At 46.6% G+C, this 18051-nt stretch carries 21 protein-coding genes; 13 read left to right on the top strand and 8 right to left on the bottom strand.

Features of this window, described 5'->3' with window-relative positions; translation table 11 throughout:
* Window positions 1-55 precede the first annotated feature (55 nt).
* The 10 genes from bglA (at window position 56) to KNO90_RS00415 (ending at window position 7406) form a co-directional block, all read left to right on the top strand.
* A complete protein-coding gene (bglA, locus tag KNO90_RS00370; RefSeq protein WP_215112749.1) occupies window positions 56-1504 on the top strand; it encodes a 6-phospho-beta-glucosidase BglA in 1449 nt (482 codons plus the stop codon).
* A gap of 31 nt (window positions 1505-1535) precedes the next feature.
* Window positions 1536-1853 carry an ArsR/SmtB family transcription factor gene (locus tag KNO90_RS00375; protein ID WP_214749121.1) on the top strand — a complete coding sequence of 106 codons (318 nt, stop codon included), beginning with the start codon at window positions 1536-1538 and terminating at the stop codon, window positions 1851-1853.
* A gap of 127 nt (window positions 1854-1980) precedes the next feature.
* Window positions 1981-2550: an NAD(P)H-dependent oxidoreductase gene (locus tag KNO90_RS00380; RefSeq protein WP_215112750.1), complete on the top strand. Its 570-nt coding sequence runs from the start codon at window positions 1981-1983 to the stop codon at window positions 2548-2550.
* Between the two features lie 15 nt (window positions 2551-2565).
* Window positions 2566-3201: a peroxiredoxin-like family protein gene (locus KNO90_RS00385; protein ID WP_215112751.1), complete on the top strand. Its 636-nt coding sequence runs from the start codon at window positions 2566-2568 to the stop codon at window positions 3199-3201.
* A gap of 89 nt (window positions 3202-3290) precedes the next feature.
* The gene (locus tag KNO90_RS00390; RefSeq protein ID WP_251127290.1) at window positions 3291-4100 is read left to right on the top strand and encodes an MBL fold metallo-hydrolase; all 810 of its coding nucleotides are present in this window, start codon (window positions 3291-3293) and stop codon (window positions 4098-4100) included.
* A 69-nt stretch (window positions 4101-4169) separates the two neighbouring features.
* The gene (locus KNO90_RS00395; protein WP_214740632.1) at window positions 4170-4493 is read left to right on the top strand and encodes an ArsR/SmtB family transcription factor; all 324 of its coding nucleotides are present in this window, start codon (window positions 4170-4172) and stop codon (window positions 4491-4493) included.
* A gap of 90 nt (window positions 4494-4583) precedes the next feature.
* A complete protein-coding gene (locus KNO90_RS00400) occupies window positions 4584-5408 on the top strand; it encodes an SDR family oxidoreductase (protein WP_215112753.1) in 825 nt (274 codons plus the stop codon).
* Window positions 5409-5522: 114 nt separating this feature from the next.
* Entirely contained in the window at window positions 5523-5786 is a 264-nt protein-coding gene (locus KNO90_RS00405; protein ID WP_215112754.1) for an excalibur calcium-binding domain-containing protein, read from the top strand.
* A 119-nt stretch (window positions 5787-5905) separates the two neighbouring features.
* A complete protein-coding gene (locus tag KNO90_RS00410; RefSeq protein ID WP_215112755.1) occupies window positions 5906-6460 on the top strand; it encodes a helix-turn-helix domain-containing protein in 555 nt (184 codons plus the stop codon).
* Complete coding sequence (locus tag KNO90_RS00415; protein WP_215112756.1) at window positions 6450-7406, top strand: alpha/beta hydrolase; 957 nt, start codon at window positions 6450-6452, stop codon at window positions 7404-7406. The genes KNO90_RS00410 and KNO90_RS00415 overlap by 11 nt, the downstream gene beginning before the upstream one ends.
* 45 nt (window positions 7407-7451) lie before the next feature.
* On the opposite strand, the gene KNO90_RS00420 is transcribed toward KNO90_RS00415, so the two are convergent.
* Window positions 7452-8285 (bottom strand): alpha/beta hydrolase, encoded by an 834-nt coding sequence (locus KNO90_RS00420; RefSeq protein ID WP_214740642.1) that lies wholly within the window; start codon window positions 8283-8285, stop codon window positions 7452-7454.
* 179 nt (window positions 8286-8464) lie between these two features.
* On the opposite strand from KNO90_RS00420, the gene KNO90_RS00425 reads away from it, so the two are divergent.
* Window positions 8465-9223 carry a glucose 1-dehydrogenase gene (locus KNO90_RS00425; protein ID WP_215112757.1) on the top strand — a complete coding sequence of 253 codons (759 nt, stop codon included), beginning with the start codon at window positions 8465-8467 and terminating at the stop codon, window positions 9221-9223.
* 16 nt (window positions 9224-9239) lie between these two features.
* Here the strand turns inward: KNO90_RS00425 and KNO90_RS00430 are convergent, their stop codons facing one another.
* On the bottom strand, window positions 9240-10034 hold the full coding sequence (locus tag KNO90_RS00430; protein WP_215112758.1) for a helix-turn-helix transcriptional regulator: 795 nt from the start codon (window positions 10032-10034) through the stop codon (window positions 9240-9242).
* 150 nt (window positions 10035-10184) lie between these two features.
* Window positions 10185-10445, bottom strand: coding sequence for a DUF1294 domain-containing protein (locus KNO90_RS00435; RefSeq protein ID WP_215112759.1), 261 nt, complete (start codon window positions 10443-10445; stop codon window positions 10185-10187).
* Window positions 10446-10653: 208 nt separating this feature from the next.
* Here KNO90_RS00435 and KNO90_RS00440 point away from each other — a divergent pair, with 208 nt between their 5' ends.
* On the top strand, window positions 10654-11436 hold the full coding sequence (locus KNO90_RS00440) for a LysM peptidoglycan-binding and 3D domain-containing protein (protein ID WP_215112760.1): 783 nt from the start codon (window positions 10654-10656) through the stop codon (window positions 11434-11436).
* A gap of 47 nt (window positions 11437-11483) precedes the next feature.
* Here KNO90_RS00440 and KNO90_RS00445 read toward each other — a convergent pair whose 3' ends face one another.
* On the bottom strand, window positions 11484-12704 hold the full coding sequence (locus KNO90_RS00445; RefSeq protein WP_215112761.1) for a cation:proton antiporter: 1221 nt from the start codon (window positions 12702-12704) through the stop codon (window positions 11484-11486).
* A 109-nt stretch (window positions 12705-12813) separates the two neighbouring features.
* Between KNO90_RS00445 and cls the strand changes: the two genes are divergently transcribed.
* Window positions 12814-14280 (top strand): cardiolipin synthase, encoded by a 1467-nt coding sequence (gene cls / locus KNO90_RS00450; RefSeq protein WP_215112762.1) that lies wholly within the window; start codon window positions 12814-12816, stop codon window positions 14278-14280.
* Window positions 14281-14324: 44 nt separating this feature from the next.
* Here cls and KNO90_RS00455 read toward each other — a convergent pair whose 3' ends face one another.
* The 4 genes from KNO90_RS00455 to KNO90_RS00470 form a co-directional block, all read right to left on the bottom strand.
* Window positions 14325-15302 (bottom strand): hypothetical protein, encoded by a 978-nt coding sequence (locus KNO90_RS00455; RefSeq protein WP_215112763.1) that lies wholly within the window; start codon window positions 15300-15302, stop codon window positions 14325-14327.
* The gene (locus tag KNO90_RS00460; protein ID WP_214740661.1) at window positions 15299-16327 is read right to left on the bottom strand and encodes a DUF58 domain-containing protein; all 1029 of its coding nucleotides are present in this window, start codon (window positions 16325-16327) and stop codon (window positions 15299-15301) included. Before KNO90_RS00460 ends, KNO90_RS00455 begins: the two co-directional genes overlap by 4 nt.
* Before the next feature lies 1 nt (window position 16328).
* The gene (locus KNO90_RS00465) at window positions 16329-17237 is read right to left on the bottom strand and encodes an AAA family ATPase (RefSeq protein ID WP_214740663.1); all 909 of its coding nucleotides are present in this window, start codon (window positions 17235-17237) and stop codon (window positions 16329-16331) included.
* A 112-nt stretch (window positions 17238-17349) separates the two neighbouring features.
* Window positions 17350-18048, bottom strand: coding sequence for an amino acid ABC transporter permease (locus KNO90_RS00470; protein ID WP_214740665.1), 699 nt, complete (start codon window positions 18046-18048; stop codon window positions 17350-17352).
* Window positions 18049-18051: the final 3 nt, after the last annotated feature.

Here is an 18051-nt window from a genome sequence, read left to right on the forward strand (position 1 = left end):
TGTACCGGTACAATTATACTTGACGTGTATGATGTATCAAAAGGAGGAACAGAGGATGAAGACGTTACCTAAAGATTTCCTATGGGGAGGCGCACTCGCCGCACATCAATTTGAGGGCGGTTGGGACGCTGACGGAAAAGGACCAAGTGTGGTCGATGTTTTAACAGCAGGCGCACACGGTGTCGCGCGTCGGATCACAGACAAGGTCGAGCCGAACGAGTTTTATCCGAACCATGAGGCGATTGATTTCTATCATCGTTACAAAGAAGATGTGGCACTTTTCGCTGAGATGGGGTTGAAATGCTTGCGTACCTCGATTGGGTGGAGTCGCATCTTCCCGAACGGAGATGACGCAGAACCGAACGAAGCAGGCCTTCAATTTTATGACGACTTGTTCGACGAGTTGTTAAAGTACGACATCGAGCCGATCATCACGCTCTCGCATTTCGAGATGCCGCTCCATCTTGCCCGTGAATACGGAGGCTTCCGAAATCGTGAGGTCGTCGACCATTTCGTCCGCTTCGCAGAGGTCTGCTTCAATCGTTACAAAGACAAGGTCAAATACTGGATGACGTTCAACGAAATCAACAACAAGATGGACGTCAACAACCCGCTCTTCTTGTGGACCAATTCGGGTGTCCTCCTAGAGGAAGGGGAGAACGCACGTGAAGTCATGTATCAGACGGGACACCACGAACTGATTGCGAGTGCACTCGCTGTCGCTAAGGGGAAAGCCATCAATCCGGACTTCGAGATTGGAGCTATGGTCTCTCACGTCCCAATCTATCCGTATTCATCAAACCCAGACGACGTCATGCTTGCCGAAGAGATGATGCGGCAACGCTATTTCTTCCCGGACGTACAAGTTCGTGGGTTCTATCCAAATTACGCCTTGAACGAGTTCGAGCGCGAGGGATACAACATCCCCATCCTCGAAGGGGACAAAGAGATTTTACAGAACGGGAAGGTCGATTATCTCGGTTTCAGCTATTATATGTCGACGACCGTGAAGAGTGATGTCGTCGCGGACAACAGCGGAGATATCGTCAATGGTGGTCTCCCGAACGGCGTCGAGAATCCGTATATCCAGTCGAGTGACTGGGGATGGGCGATTGATCCGGTCGGTCTCCGTTATGTGCTCAACCGACTCTATGACCGGTACCAAATCCCGCTCTTCATCGTCGAGAATGGATTCGGTGCCGTCGATGAGATTATCGATGGGAAGATTCATGACGCGGCCAGAATCGATTATCTAAGAGCCCATATTGAACAATTGAAGCAAGCCGTCCTCTATGATGGGGTCGATTTGATCGGATACACACCTTGGGGCATCATCGACATCGTCTCGTTCACGACGGGAGAGATGAAGAAACGGTACGGGATGATTCACGTCGACCGTGACAATGAAGGGAACGGATCGATGGAGCGGATGAAGAAAGACTCGTTCGATTGGTATAAGCGGGTTATCGCGACGAACGGGGAAGAACTGAACAGCGAAATTTGAGAATTTCAGCATAGATTTGTATAATGGCGTTATGAAACCATTACACCATCCGTCTATCGACACCATACCGTATACGAAAGTCCTTCACGCACTTAGTGAACCGAACCGACTGCGCATCATCCGATGCCTCAGAGAATCCGGTGAAAACAACTGTTCCACTTATTCGCTTGAATTGATGTTAAATAAATCAACGGTTTCCCACCATATCAAAATCTTAAGGGAAGCCGGACTGATCAAAGGACGCATCGAAGGAAAAGAGCATTATTATTCGCTCCGAAAAGATGAGATTGAACAGAAGTTTCCTGGATTATTGAGTTCCGTGTTCGCCGTGAAAGATGAAGACTTATAAGCATGCGCCCGTGGCGCATGCTTTTTTTGTTGATCAAAATACTTGCGAAGCATAACTCACGGTGATACGATACTTTTAGTTTGATGGTTATCGAACTATAAAACAGTTTCTGAAGGAGTTTTGAAAGATGAAAAACGTATTAGTAATCAACGGACATGAGTATTATGACTTTGCGAAGGGTGAATTAAACAAGACGATGTTCGACGAAATCGTTCAAACACTCGACGGAGCTTATGAAGTGAAAACGACGGTCGTCGATGCCGGTTATGATATCAAAGAAGAGCAAGAAAAATATAAATGGGCGGACATCGTCATCTATCAAACACCGATTTACTGGTTCTCACTCCCAGCGAAGTTCAAAAAATATATGGATGAAGTGTACGAATATGGTGTCTTCTTCGCCGGTTCTGCAGAAGGGTATGGAAAAGGTGGATTGATGAAAGGGAAGAAATACATGTTCTCGACAACGTGGAACGCTCCTGTCACAGAATATAACAATGCCGAAGGATTCTTCGCTGGTAAAGACTTTGAGGATTCAATCGCCCACCTGCACTATGCACAGCAGTTCATTGGAATGGAACCATTGAAGAGTTTTGGGGCGCACGACGTGATTGCGAACCCGGACATCACTCTTTATAAGCGTGAACTTCAAGCTCATTTGGAAGACGTGTTCGAAATCACAGCAAATCAGTCGTAAAAGGAGAGAGGCCACATGCTTCGGGAAGAATTAGCCGCGGTGCGGGACCGATTCTTAGATCGTGCCCCTGCCCATGTTAAACAGAGTGTTGCGGAAGCGACAGCGTCATTGATTGAATCAGGAGTTGGTCAAGGGTTACAAGTAGGAGAAAAAGCCCCTGACTTTACGCTCGTCAATGCTACGGGTGAGAAAGTCACCTTGTCCGAATTATTGCAAGATGGAAAAGTGATCTTGAACTTTTATCGAGGGGGATGGTGTCCCTACTGTAATCTCGAATTGAAGGCGTATGAACGCATCATGCCGAAAATCAAAGAGGAAGGGGCACAACTCGTTGCCATCAGCCCTCAAATTCCAGATGAGTCCTTATCGACGACCGAAAAGAACAATCTGACATTTGAAGTGCTCAGTGACCCCGATCAACTTGTAGCAGAATCTTATCGCCTACTCTTCGATTTTCCGGCTCACTTGATTCAAACATATGAAACGGACTTTGGACTTCAACTCGCGCATTATAATGGAGACGCTAACCCGTGGCGACTTCCTGTACCTGCGACTTATGTCATCGACCAGGATGGTACAATCCAATTTGCCGAGGCGAACCCTGACTATATGGTTCGACCGGATCCGGAGCGCGTGCTCGCCTCTTTATAAGAAAAACAGCCAAGGAATTCTCAGAAATTAAAGATTGCTTGGCTTTTTTCGATATAATGAAGAAAAATACAATATCGGAGGGAAGAATGATGCAAGTGAAGCAGCATGGGCCAGTAACGGCCGTTTGCGCCAAAGTGAGGAACGGTCCATTCGAGATGTCGATGTACGTCTATTATATCGACGGCATGATCATCGATACGGGGACACGCACGATGCTACCCGCTCTCCAACCCTTTTATGAGTCGGTCCCGATCGATCTCGTCAGCATCACCCACCCACATGAAGACCACATTGGAACGGCGGCATGGCTTGAGCGGACATATGGTGTCCCTATTTACATACGAGAGTCCGCCAGGGACATGTGTCAGACAGGGTTAGAAATCCCTGATTACCGTGCGCGTTTCTCAGGAGACCCGGAACCGTTTCAGCCGATCGCCTATCATGAAAATCAGATCACGTCAGAACATCATACTTATCATGTGATTCATACACCCGGTCATGAGCCGAATCATGTCGTCTTATATGATGAGGAGAACGGTCGACTGTTCTCGGGTGATTTGTTCGTCCATCCGTATCCGAAGGTGATGATTCCAGAGGAGTCGGTCCCTGAACAGATTCGTTCGCTCAAGCGTGTCCTGTCCCTCGATTTTGATGAAGTATATTGTCAGCATGCCGGGCGTCTCGACGAAGGCCGGGCGCAACTGAAAAAGAAACTCGAATACCTCGAGCGATTGACCGATGACGTGATCACCAAAACCGCTGCGGGATATTCGATTGACGACATCAATGCTCAGCTCTTTCCTGACCCGTCGCCGCTCGTCCAAATCTCCAAGCGGGATTATGACTCCAGACATATGATTTCAAGTATTCTTCGGGAAGTCTACGAACAACTTCGTTGACAGAAGATGAATCACCTTGTATTCTGAATACAGGATTAAACGTTTAAACTTTTAAACGGAGTGAGGATTATGAAACGAACAGATGTAACACCCGAAGTATCGCTATCTTTATTTGAAGATGCGATCCCGTTGTTTCAAGTATTAGCCGACGTCAATCGGCAACGGATCATCGTCGAGATCGCCAAACATGAACGCTTGAACGTCAATCAGATTGATGAAAAAATCGAGTTGTCTCGACCGGCCATCTCACATCATCTCAAACTATTGCGACAAGCGGGCATCGTCGCATCAGAGAAAGTCGGGACAGAGAATTTTTACTATCTGACACTCGAAGAAGCCGTCGGACTGCTGAAGGCACTGACACGTGCAATCGAAGATGAATGTATCTTGTGACCCTTTCTTTTTGGAAACAGAGAGAAAGGCTTCATTTTCACCAATGCGTTTAAGAGTTTAAACATATAAACATTATTAAGGAGAATGAATATGAACCAAAAACAAACCATCGTTATCACGGGCGCATCGAGCGGAATCGGTCGGGCAACGGTCGAACTGTTCAGTAATCGTGGCTGGCATGTCGCTGCGACGATGCGAAGACCTGAAGAACATCAAGAACTGTCTAACCTAAAAGGGGTGTCGCTCTATCAACTAGATGTGACGAATGAGGCGAGTATCCGAGAGGCATTTGAACAAATCATCTCAGATCACGGAACGATGGATGTGTTATTGAACAATGCTGGGTACGGAGCGGTCGGAATTTTCGAGGAAGCTTCTCCCGAACAGATTCAGCGGCAATTTGATACGAACGTATTCGGGGTCATGAACGTGATTCGGGCAGCACTCCCATACTTCCGCAAACAGCGGAGCGGACGGATTGTGACCGTCTCCTCAGTCGGTGGACAGATCACATTTCCAATCTATAGCTTGTATCACAGTTCAAAATGGGCGATTGAAGGGTTCATCGAATCGCTTCAGTTCGAGTTGGCACCATTCAATATTGACATGAAATTGATTGAACCGGGGCCGATTAAGACAGACTTTTACGGACGTTCTCAAGAACTCGTCCGTGACCAACCGCTCGATGTATATGATGACTATACAGAAGTCGCGCTCCATAACACGAATGCCGCTGGTGCGAACGCTGAAGGTCCAGACGTTGTCGCCGAGACGGTTTGGAGAGCCGCAACCGAACGGAAGAAACAACTTCGTTATCCATCGGGTAAACAAGCGGGACTATTGATCGCGCTCAAGCGTTATCTCCCGAACCGGGTATTCTTCGCGATTGTCCGAAGCGTCGTTGAAAAGAAATGATGAATCAAATCCTTTTTGTTTTCTATGGAAAATAAAAAGGATTTTTTATGTCATTCTTGAAATGATTCAAATCACACAAAATCACCCGATATGTTATATGAGAGGAGAGATTTCATGAAAAAATTTATGTTAGCACTTTCTACGTTCGTTTTGATAGTCGGATTGTCTTCAACACCGACAAAGTCAGTAGATGCATCGGTCAAGACATTTAAAAACTGTACAGAGCTAAACAAAACATATAAAGGTGGTGTAGCCAAGTCAAAGACGACTAAAAATAAAGGTGGCAAAACACGTTATACGCCATACGTAAGTAAAGCATTATATGACGCCAATAAATCAAAAGATCGCGATAAAGATGGAATTGCTTGTGAGAGATAAAACATCCAATCTGCCGCCAATCATGGCGGCTTTTTTCATGGAGATAGACATCTAATCATGCGCATGATATTATCATAAGTAATAACATTATTAAATTTGATAATATTGAGGTGGAGATGGTGAATCAAGACGTTTTAAAAAGTCTGTTGAACCCGGTTCGCATGAAAATTTTTCAGCACGTGCTCATGAACGAGCAAGTGACGACCGCGGAATTGGCAAAGTTACTTCCGGATGTGCCCCAAGCGAGCCTCTATCGCCATATCAACAAGATGGTTCAAGACGAGATTTTATCTGTCGTGAGCGAAAATAAAGTACGCGGAGTGTATGAAAAAGTGTATGCGATTCAAAACAATCCGTTGACCAGTATCAATAAAATTGTTGAAGAGGAAGACCGGGAGCAACTATACATGGTCTGTTATACGTTCACGATGTCACTGCTCATGGATTTTGGGAACTATCTGAAGCGAGACTCGATTGACCTCCAGAAAGACAAAGTTGGGTTCCGAAGCATCCCGCTTTATTTGTCTGATGCCGAGAGTGATCGATTCCTAAAAGGTCTCTATGATCTCTTAGAGGGAGTGCTCGGGCATGAACCGTCCGAAGAGCGGACATTGCGAAAGTTCTCCTATGCCATCATGCCGGTCGAAGAAAAGGAGGAGATGGATGATGCTTAAACAAGAAGAGGTATTCATTCAAGGAGAAGAAGTGATTAGCGCAACGGTCACAATCCCCGAGCAAGAGCGAGAATCGTATCCAGCGATTGTTCTCATCGGCGGTACGGGGGGATTGAACCGTGACGGGAACGGACTTGGATTTAAAATGAACCTTTATAAAGACATGGCAGAATGGCTGACGACTCAAGGTTTCGTCACATTACGATATGACAAACGTGGGATTGGCAAGAGTGGCGGCAATCGAAATAGTGTCGGTTTGACAGGGCTCGTTGATGACGTGACGGCGGTCGTTCGTTATCTGAAATCTCATGATCACGTCTCACAAGATATTTTATTGCTCGGCCATAGCGAAGGATGTATCGTCGCGACACTCGCAGCCGAACGTGAATCCGTTTCTGGTCTCATCCTGTTGTCTGGTGCCGGTGTTGCTTTGAAGACGAGCATGCAGGAGCAGGCTCACTTTTTACTCGAAGAAGTAGAGCGCACAAAAGGAATCAAAGGGATGCTACTACGTTTTAGCTTGAACGAAAAATCGGTTATTGGGAAACAACAGAAACTGTTCAAACGTGTCACAGCAACGGACCAGGATACAATGAGGATTCAACTGATGAAATTCCCTGCCAAATGGTTACGGGAACACCTTGCGTATACAGATGAGTCGCTTCGAGAGCGATTGGTTCAGTTGAATGTACCGAAACTTGCAGTGACAGGAGATCGCGATGTTCAAACGAACGTGCGTCATTTAGAGGAGCTCGATGCACTGCATGCGCCGAATATGGAGACAGTAAAAATAGCGGACATGGACCATATGCTGAAGCATTTTGCTGATGAGATGACTATTTTAGATGTGAAGAAGCAATATCGCACAGAAATTCGCGAGCCGCTCCACCCTCAACTTCAACACCACCTCATGGACTGGTTGAAACGAAAAGGTTATTTAAACTAACAAATACAAAACGTCAGAGTTCAATGGTTCTCTGACGTTTTGCCGTTACTGAAGAAAAGTCTTAACGCTGTCCATTGAAAAGTATCGATTCCACTGGACAAAATGTCCGCCTGGAACGGCAATCAATTGAACAGATGGGTGTACGTGTCGTTCTGCTCGTTTCACATAGTGAAGCGTCCGTTTGGCTTCCCTCACATCCAAACCAGTAAAGTCCGCATAATACAACTGTGTTGGCACTGACAGGCGACGTAACAAATTGTTGAAATCCAGTCCATCATATCCAAATAGTAAATGTAATCCGCCGGTTGTCAGTCGTGCCGGTTTCTCGAAAGCCGTTCGAACGAACGGTGTCGGCTCGACACCGATGCGTCGACAGAACGATTGAAAACGGTCTTCTGAAGTAAATGCGTCTCTAGCTTGTGTTTTCTGTTCAATCCAATTCAAGAAACGTTTCGGTGAACGATGATACAGAAGTCGCAACATGGGAAAAGTGAATCCGAATAAGCCATATTCCCGATAAGGTAGCATGACATTCGGTTTATGCCCCTGGTCAAGCAGAATCAATCGATTGACATGTTGGGGATAATGGGCGGCGTATGCGAGGGCGATCGCTCCTCCCATCGAATGACCGATTAGCCGAATGGAGTCAAGCTGTCTTGAAGTTCGGTAGGTCTCGATCCAATCAGCTAATACTTCTGAAGTCGTATATCGATCAATTCCTTCACTTTCACCAAAACCCGGTAAATCCATAAGATGTATTTCATACTGATGTTGAAGTGCTTCGGCAAATTGAAGTCCTTGTAACCCTGTGAAACCACCACCCGGAAGAAATAGAACCGGTTCACCCTGTCCGAAGGTGCTTGCATGAAACTGTCGCACGTCATCTCTCCTCTACTTTATGTACTTCACTCAAGTATAAAGATGTTTTCCAATCAATTGAAGAGAATTCGTCACGCATTTCTCAAATATGAACCGTCGTTACGGGTATAGTTTACTGATAGACGAATGTTTGTCATCGAGTGCTCGAATGGTTCTTACATTAGAAGGAGGAGAGTGAAGTGAAACTTGCAGGGAAAACAGCGATCGTTACTGGTGCTGGTTCAGGTATGGGACGAGCCATCGCTAAACTGTTCGCGAAAGAAGGCGCACAGGTCGTCGCATTCGATTTGAACGATGAGACGGTTCAGGCGGTAGTCGAAGAAATCAAGACGGGAGGCGGGCATGTCGTCGGTATCACTGGTAACGTGACGAACCAAACGGATATCGACAAACTTGTCGATGCGGCAAATGACACGTTCGGATCCGTCGACATTCTCGTGAATAATGCGGGCATCATGGACAACTTCCTAACGGTGGGAGAAGTAACGGATGAAGTATGGGAGCGGGTCCTTGCTGTCAATTTGACCGGCCCGATGAAATTAGCACGTGCCGCCATCCAAGTGATGGAGAAGCAGGATCAGGGGGGCGTCATCATCAATAACGCGTCCGTTGGAGGACTATTTGGTACGCGCGGTGGCGCAGCCTATGTCGCTTCGAAACATGGGTTGATTGGACTGACGAAAAACATCGCAGCCACTTACGGAACGCTCGGAAAGATTCGAGCTAATGCCATCGCGCCGGGTGGTGTCAACACGAATATCGGGGCAACAATCACCGCTCCGAGCGAACTCGGGATGCGTGCCATCCAAGGTGCGGGGGAAGCACCGATGGGTGAGCCCGAACAAATCGCGAACGTTGCGCTCTTTTTAGCATCGGACGATTCAAGTTTTGTAAATGGAGATGTATTGAAAGCGGATGGCGGTTGGACGGCAAGATAAACGAAAAGAGCCGAAATCATTCGGCTCTTTTCGTTTGGTGTTTTTTACGATAGGCGAGCGGGGTAATCGTATGATGTGCTTTGAACGATTGGACGAAGTGACTGACGCTTGCGTACCCAAGACGATTGGCGATGTCTGCGATACTTTCAGTCAAATCTTCTAACAGAATAGCAGCTCGTTCCATTCGCTTCATCTGAACATAAGCGATGGGAGACGTATCTCCATATGTCATAAACAAACGAGAGCATTCACTTCGGCTGACGTTACCCGCATGAGCGATTTGAGCTAACGTCAGCTTGTCTTCTAAATGAACGTCGATATGAGCGAGCATATGCAGGAGACTCTTGCGTTTCTTCTCATGTTTCATCGCATTCTCATCTTGCTGAATCCAATAGCGCCAAATGACCGCACACTGTAACGTCGCATCCATCAATGCAAGTGGTCCATCCGCATGTAAATGTTGAACGGCACGCTCAATCGTCTGAATGATAGCGTGATGTCCTCGTTCCTGTTTTAGTATATGTATGGATTTTTCAGAAGTTTGATATGGCGTTACATATCGTTTCACCAGCTCGGGGTGGAATAGAGCTGGTGGATCAAACTCGAGTGACTTGACCCGTGACGATTCCTTAATCTGTTCCACCATGACACTTTGTCCTCGTGCCAAGAGAACGGCTTCTCTCGAATGAAGGGTGAGGCTCACTCCGTTCACCCGAATCGAGATAGTGCCGAACTCACACAATAGGGCAGTAAAGGAATCAGTTACGGTTAATGTCAATGGGCCGTGACGAATCATCTCGATACTCTTCAAAAATGCCTTCCTCCTCATTCTGGTGATTTCCCGACATTTCATTTCAATTATTCACGGAGAAATACTTTAAAATGCGAATGAATTGGGACGAATTCGATATTTCTTATCGATGTTCAGTAATACTTGTGGTTGAGTTTCTTCTATATAACTCTAAAAGATAAGCCAGCCTGTAAAAGCCGCATGGACGAGAATGGCAACAGGTACCCCAATCCGGAATTTCGGCTTCAATGTCTTATGTCGGAAGATACGCATTGCCAAATAGGCACCGAATGCCCCACCAATCCATGCCATCGTCAGTAACGTACGCTCCGAAATACGCCAAGCTCCGATGCGAGACCGTCTTTTATCGACAAAATACGACACAAATGCTAGTAAATTAGTCACAATGTAATATAGCAGTAATAGTTCCAAAGACCAAAACCTCCTTATTTCTTTCTTCATTATATCGTAAATTGGCTCTATGAAGCCGTTTCAATCGACTGAAACAATTTTCTGAATCCTCTCATTCTCACGAATTGTTCTGTAAATGAACTGATAACACTCTCATATCGTCCTGTAATCGCTGTGAAATATAGAGGTGTTACAGTAAGGGGGCGTTAGAAAAGGGAGGAATATTCTTATGAAAAAACCACTATTGACACTAACGGCACTCGCTGGCCTTAGTTTAGGAGTCGCTGCTCCAGCTTCGGCAGCATCAACACACACAGTTCAGTCTGGAGATACACTATACCGTATCGCCGTGAACAACAACGTCTCTGTAAACGACATCAAACAAGCGAACGGCTTAAACTCAAATATGATTTACCCGAACCAAGTCTTGAAACTTGGAAAGGCAGAAGCAAAAGCTTCTTCTGCATCTAAAACGTATACAGTTAAATCAGGTGATACGCTTTATCGTATCGCATTGAACCACGGGGTCTCTGTCAATCAATTGATGACTTGGAACGGTCTTGATTCAGATCTTATTTTCCCTGGACAAGAGTTCGCCGTGAAAGGTGCAGCCGCTGCATCTGTAGCGAATGATGCGAAGACAACAGCACCGAAGACATCGACAACAGCACCAGTTACGAAAACTGCATCGTCTACAACGCAAACCCAAGCTCCGGCTTCAGGTCAGACAATGACAGTTGAAGCAACAGCTTATACACCATATTGTGCAGGATGTTCTGGTATCACAGCGACAGGAATCGACGTTCGTTCGAACCCTAACCAAAAAGTCATCGCGGTCGACCCTTCTGTCATTCCGCTCGGCTCTAAAGTATGGGTTGAAGGATACGGAGAAGCCATCGCAGGAGACACAGGTGGTGCCATTAAAGGTAACCGTATCGACATCTTGATGCCGACACAAGAGCAAGCACTTGCTTTCGGTCGTCAATCCGTTACAATCAAAGTCTTGAACTAATTCAAGCTTATCAAAGACACTGCCATCGGGCGGTGTCTTTTTTTTGTTCATGTCTTTTCCCAAGGATTCTTCACTTTCGTCAGACCGAGTCGCTTCGCAAGAGGCTTAATCGTCAATCCATGCAAGGCGACAGACGTCACGACTAAACCGAGTGTGATGGGCAGCATCCGCTCCGCGTCTGCGATTCCGAGTTCAGTAATTTCTTGTGCGAAAAAGCCAGTCACTGTCATAGCGACAATCCCTCGAGGGGCAATCCAGCTAATGAGTGCCCGTTCTTGCGTCGTCAAAGGAGAGCCGAGTAATGATGTTTGCACTGAGATGGGACGAACGATGAACAAGATTCCAAGAATCGACAGCAATAGTGGCCAGTCAAATATAGCGAGTAAACTATCGCGGGTCAAACTCGCCGTCAAAATGATGAAGACGGTCGAAACGAGTAAGATGGAGATATTTTCTTTAAATTCGCGCAGTTGATGTAAGATTCGTGCATGCCCATGTTTAGAATTGGCCATGGTCAACCCCATTGCCGTCACAGCCAATAGACCGACTTCCTGCATCACCCATTCACTGATGGCATAGACAAGAAGCACGCCAGAGAATGTAAGCGTCGTCCGTAAATATTCGGGAACTTTTTCGTTTCCGAACAAACGAATCAAGAGATGACCGACGGCAATCCCGAATGCGACGGCGATGATACAGGACCAAAAGAATGGCAAATGACTGGCGAGTCCATCGTTCTGATAAAGGATGAAACCGACTCGAACCACAAACAAGCCCATCAAGGCTCCGAGCGGATCAACAATGATGCCTTCCCACTTTAAGACTGTAGCAGGACGAGCCGATAAGTTCGCCTGTCGTAATAACGGAATGATGACGGTCGGTCCGGTTACGACGAAGATAGCCCCCAGTGTGAATGCGGGTAGCCAATGAAAATCTCCGACGATGAGGAGGAGGAGCGATGTCAGTATGAAAGAGAGAAATACCCCGACCGTGACGAGGCGAAAGATGTACTTTCGCAAATCATCGATTTCCCGGAACTCGAGACTGAGACTTCCTTCAAATAAAATGAGCGCCACCGCGATCGAAATGAGGGGACTATACAAATCCCCTAGTATTTCGTTAGGATTCAACCACCCGAAAATCGGACCGACTAGGATCCCAGCAATCGTCATAATCAAGATCGCCGGAAAGTCAAAGCGCCAAGCGAGTAACTGTGAAAGTGCTCCGATGAGGACTAATAGACTGAATCCAATCATCATGTCTTCCATAAACTCCCCCCATTTCTTCAATTCTACCTATATGTATACCCGAATCATAAAAAACGTTCACTAACATTACCTGATTTCGGGTAAGACATGAAAGAAAGGGAGGGATACGATGGAAGTAACATTCGGACTCATCATCGTCATCTTAACGTGGATCATCTTACTACTTAATCTCACATTTGCCATCACCATCATTTTCTTCGAGAGGCGAGATATCGGGACGACGTGGGCGTGGTTGCTTGTCCTTTTCTTCTTGCCGCTCATCGGATTCTTCGTTTACATTTTCTTTGGCCGCTTGATCAAATCTCAAAACTTTTATCAGGTCGAAGAAGAAAAGCGAGAAGCCTATCATCACCATGTCGAAGAACAATTAGACCAACTCGATCGATCGATCGAACCTTTCCATCATCCGTTACTCCTTAAGCATCGGCGACTCGCTCGTCTGAACCTCGTGTCAACGAATGCACTGATGTCTTTTCATAATGACATCAGCACTCTTCATGATGGTACCCAAAAATTCGATCAGCTGTTTCAGGATATCGAACGAGCGACAAAAGAAGTCAATATCCAATACTACATCATTCAAAACGATGCACTCGGTCAATCCTTGATTCGGTTGTTGACGGAGAAGGCAAAACAAGGCTTACGGATTCGACTGCTCTACGATGCAGTTGGGTCAAGAGGACTGAAACACAAACATTTTAAAGATTTTCTCACTCATGGTGGGGAGGTCAAGTCGTTTTTTCCATCAAAGCTAGGGATAAACTTTCGAGTGAACAATCGTAATCACCGAAAGCTCTGTATTATCGACGGAGAACTCGGTTATATCGGCGGATTCAACGTAGGGGACGAGTATCTCGGTAAAGATGAACATTTCGGGTACTGGCGTGATGTACATCTACGGATTGCGGGTGATGCTGTTAAAGAATTGCTAGAACGATTCATCCTGGATTGGAACCGTTCTGTCCCGACGCGTGAAAAAGAAGAGAAGGACGCATTTGTCTGGCCGATTGAGAATGCGATGTTACCTGTCGCTCCGGTACAAATCGTGACATCCGGTCCCAACTCGTCGACAGAACACTTAAAGAATATGCTCGTCAAAATGATTAGCCAATCTAAAGAATGCATCTACATCCAGACCCCGTACTTCATTCCAGATGCTAGTTTTCTCGACGCCTGTCGGATCGCACTCATGGCTGGTACAAAAATAAAGATCATGATTCCAAACAAACCGGACCATATGTTTGTCTATTGGGCAACATATGCGAATGCAGCTGAGCTTGTTCGTTACGGCGCAGAAGTGTTTACGTATGAGGAAGGTTTCCTCCATGCGAAGACACTTGTCATCGATGGGGAAGTCGCCTCAATCGGAACGACGAACATCGATGCCCGAAGTTTCCGACTCAATTTTGAAATATCGGCGCTCATTTTTGATCATACGGTCGCACAATCTGTCATCGATGCGTTCGAGCGAGACGAAGCACGTGCCGAACGACTGACGATTGAACGATATGAATCAAGAACGCGGTGGATTCGTTTTAAGGAAAGTGTATCGCGTCTACTCAGTCCTATTCTTTAAAACAAAACATCCGGCAGAGGAGACCCCTCATAGCCGGATGTTTTTTAGCGGTTTTTCACTTGTTCGACGAGTCGCTTGAACGAATCGTTGATCTCTTGTGGGGCTTCTTTGTCCCCATACTCTGCAGCTTCTAGCCACTCTGCGTAAAGCGAATGGTTGGTGAACTCAATTCGTTCCAACCATTCAAACACCGTCTCCTCGCGAAAACGAGGGTGATGATGCTCAAGCTTTCGTCCCGTCTCAAGGAGTTGAATCTGACGAGGTGAGCGGACCATGCGCTTATCTGAAAGTGTCGGATGATGAATACTTTTTGGAATCATCCCATCTTCTTGGATATCTTTCCGCTTCTGTAAGTAGAAGAACAAGAAAACTCCAATCAATAAGATGGCGACAAAGACGCCGATGAAAAACAAAGACTCATTCGAAGCAGATTCGAATAATGTCTCTTGAGACAACGTATCCGCATCAAGATTCGGGTTGTCTGGTACGAGAAACCGATTGACGCGATCATTTGGATCGAGAACGATTCCGTCGAACCAGCTACCAATCCATAAAAAGAAAGGACTGATCCAAGCAATCACATTTCCGAATAGAAGTTCCTTTATCGTACGAATGATCAGGGATACGACCAGACCGATTCCTAGACCGAGGGCGAGCATCGTCACCATCCGCTTATAATCACGACGATAATACAGATTCCGTTGCCAAATCAAAAAGATGAACGGAAAGAGGACCATTGCAAGCGATTGTGTCGCCGGTGGGAATAACCAGTCCGCCACTAGGAAGAGCACACTCGCCATCGCGTAGCGGTCTGTCCAATCTAACGTCCGGATGAACGCATGTACGTACGTGAAAATCAAAAGCAAGATGCTCATCTCATAAGAAAAATACAAGGCGGCGATACTTATGAGCGTTTGCACGATCAATTGTGTGTTTCGAGAGAGACGGAGCGTCAATAAAAAGAGCAGTGGAAAGACATGTCCGATATAAAAGGCTGCGAAGACCCACCATAACCATCTCATTGGCCGTCACCTCCTAACCGGAGAATGGATTGATTCCCGCTATACTTGGCCACTTTTCGTTCGAACAGCGACCTAGCGAGTGGGAAGTCACTCTCTGATAGACAAGCAAACGTAGTCATGATCTTACGAAAATGCACTTCTCCACTACCAGGTTGCAAATCATACGTGATCCCATCTTTCGTAAGCGTCGGGACAATCAATCCATAGCTTGCGTTCTCTTTTTCAAAGTCACGGCATAGTGCTGCCGCTTGTGAGATGAGACGTTCCATCTGATACGTAAGGGCTCGTCCGTCTTTCGTCAGCAAATCGAGGACAATGACATACTCATTCGCCTGTACGGGTTGTTCCGTACGAGCGAGAAGTTCCCCCGTTTTTGCATAAGCAGACCAATACAGCTGACGCATCGGCTGTCCATGGTACGGCGTGACTGATTGGAACGTTTCCGGGTCACGATAGGCACTATGCCGTACCATCTCCTCACCAGGAAGGGTAGGAGGGCGCTTTGGAATCGGATACGGTGAGAACTCAGGAAATACATAACCGATTCGTGGGAGAGCGTCTTCCTTGTATAGAGAAAACATTCGAAGCGGGTCACGAATCTCTAAGCCGATTGCCTCTAACCGAATCGGACCACGTTTCTTCGCATGAAGCGGAATGGTGAACTCGACAGTTGCATTTGTCTCGACAAAATTCTCCTGTCGCCAAAAGGCGTGCCCTTCAGACTCGACCGTCGGATGTAAATAGCCGGATAATCGAACAACCCCAAGCGGCACTTTTGCTGTCGATACAAGGTTCAAGACATACACGGCATCGTCATTCGGAAAAAGTTTTAGCTCTTCTGTGAGGTCGATTCGGATATGCTCCGCCAACCGGAACATGAATGCCGGCATGACCAAGGCGTAGAGGCTGAACCCAATCAATAGACTCGCAATCAAGACATTTCCATACAGTGCCGTAAAGATCCCGACGACGAACAAGAGCCACATATAGCCGGACTCGAGATAGCGTGGGCTGACTAATTGCATCTTACACCTCTGAAGGGACCGGGATGGTCTCGAGTACAGATTTAATGAGCTTTGTCGGTTTTGTCTTCAGTGAAGCCTCGACCGTCAAGACGATGCGGTGTCCTAGAATTGGTAGTGCGAGCGCCCGAATGTCTTCTGGAGAAACGTAATCGCGTCCTTCCATATAAGCGTGCGCACGAGCCGCCATCGTATAGGCAAGCGTTGCACGAGGGCTCGGTCCAACCTCGATATCCCGATGATGTCGAAGGGACTCCATCAAATCGAGTAAATAATCTTCGATTGCCTCATGGAATCGTACGTTTCGGACCTCCTGTTGCATCTTCAACAGCTCATCTTGCTGCAATGAAAATGATTCGGTCGAGAGGTGTTCGTTTCGAATCAGTCGCCGCTCTGAATCACGCGAGAGCGGGGCGAGGGTCAACTTGAATAAAAAACGGTCCAACTGAGCCTGCGGGAGCGGGAACGTTCCTTGTCCGTCGAACGGGTTTTGCGTGGCAATCATAAAAAACGGATCGGGCAGTTTAAGTGACACTTCCCCAAGTGTGACTTGTCGCTCCTGCATCGCTTCGAGTAACGCGGATTGCGTACGTGGTGTCGTCCGGTTGATTTCATCGACCAGTAAAATCGAAGTGAAAATTGGACCAGTTCGACGTTCAAACGCGCCAGTTGTCGGATTAAATAGTTCCATCCCTAAAATATCACTCGGTAATGTGTCCGGTGTACATTGGACACGCTGAAACGTTGCCGAAATCGAACTCGCCAAACTACGCGCGAGAGTCGTTTTTCCCGTACCGGGACGATCTTCAAGCAATACATGTCCCCCGGATAATAAAGCAATCGAGGCAAGCTTAATCGCCTTCGATTGACCAATGACTTGATCATTCAAATGTGAAACCCATGGATGGTTCATTCAAAATCCCCCTATATTTTTCTGATAATTAAGAAAATCATAGCATATTCACCTCAGGAGATGTACGGAAAATCCAATCAATAAAAAAGACCGACTGGTTACAACCAGTCAGTCAGCGCTTTGGAGAATCCAAATATCGTTCAAAATGACGTTCGAGCCAATCTTGGAAAAACGACATAAATGTACAGATCCCCCAGTAAATCAACGCGACGACAATATAGACCGTCATGTAGTCGAATTCTCGTCCACCGACGATCTTGGCCTTGTTAAAGATCTCAGGTACCGTGATCATCGCGGCGAGCGAACTCGCTTTAATCAAATCGAGAAAGACATTCGAGAGCGGGGGAAGGGCGATCCGAGTCGCCTGCGGCAAAATGACACCTTTTAACGTCAAAAATTTACCCATCCCAAGCGAGCGTGCCGCCTCAACTTGTCCTGTATCGACCGCGCGAATCGAAGAGCGGATAATCTCAGCAATATAGGCAGCTGAATTTAAACTGAACCCGAGAATGGCTGCCGTCAATGCGGCAAACTCGATCCCGATGAATGGGAATCCCGAATAGAGGATAAACAAGATGATCAAGATGGGCACACCACGCATGAACGAGATGTAAAAAGTGGACGGATAGCGCAGAAGGCGTGTCGGGGACAGCTTACCTAACGCCAATACGAGACCGAGCACGAGACCAAAAAACATACTGAGAAATGAAATCCAAAGCGTATTCGGTAGTCCACCCAACAAATAAGGAAACGATCGGATGGCTAGGTCTACGTCAAAGATGGCGTCCCATTTGATGTCCGAGAACGTCATATC

The organism is Exiguobacterium sp. s63 (assembly GCF_018617335.1).
Classification (GTDB): Bacteria; Bacillota; Bacilli; order Exiguobacteriales; family Exiguobacteriaceae; genus Exiguobacterium.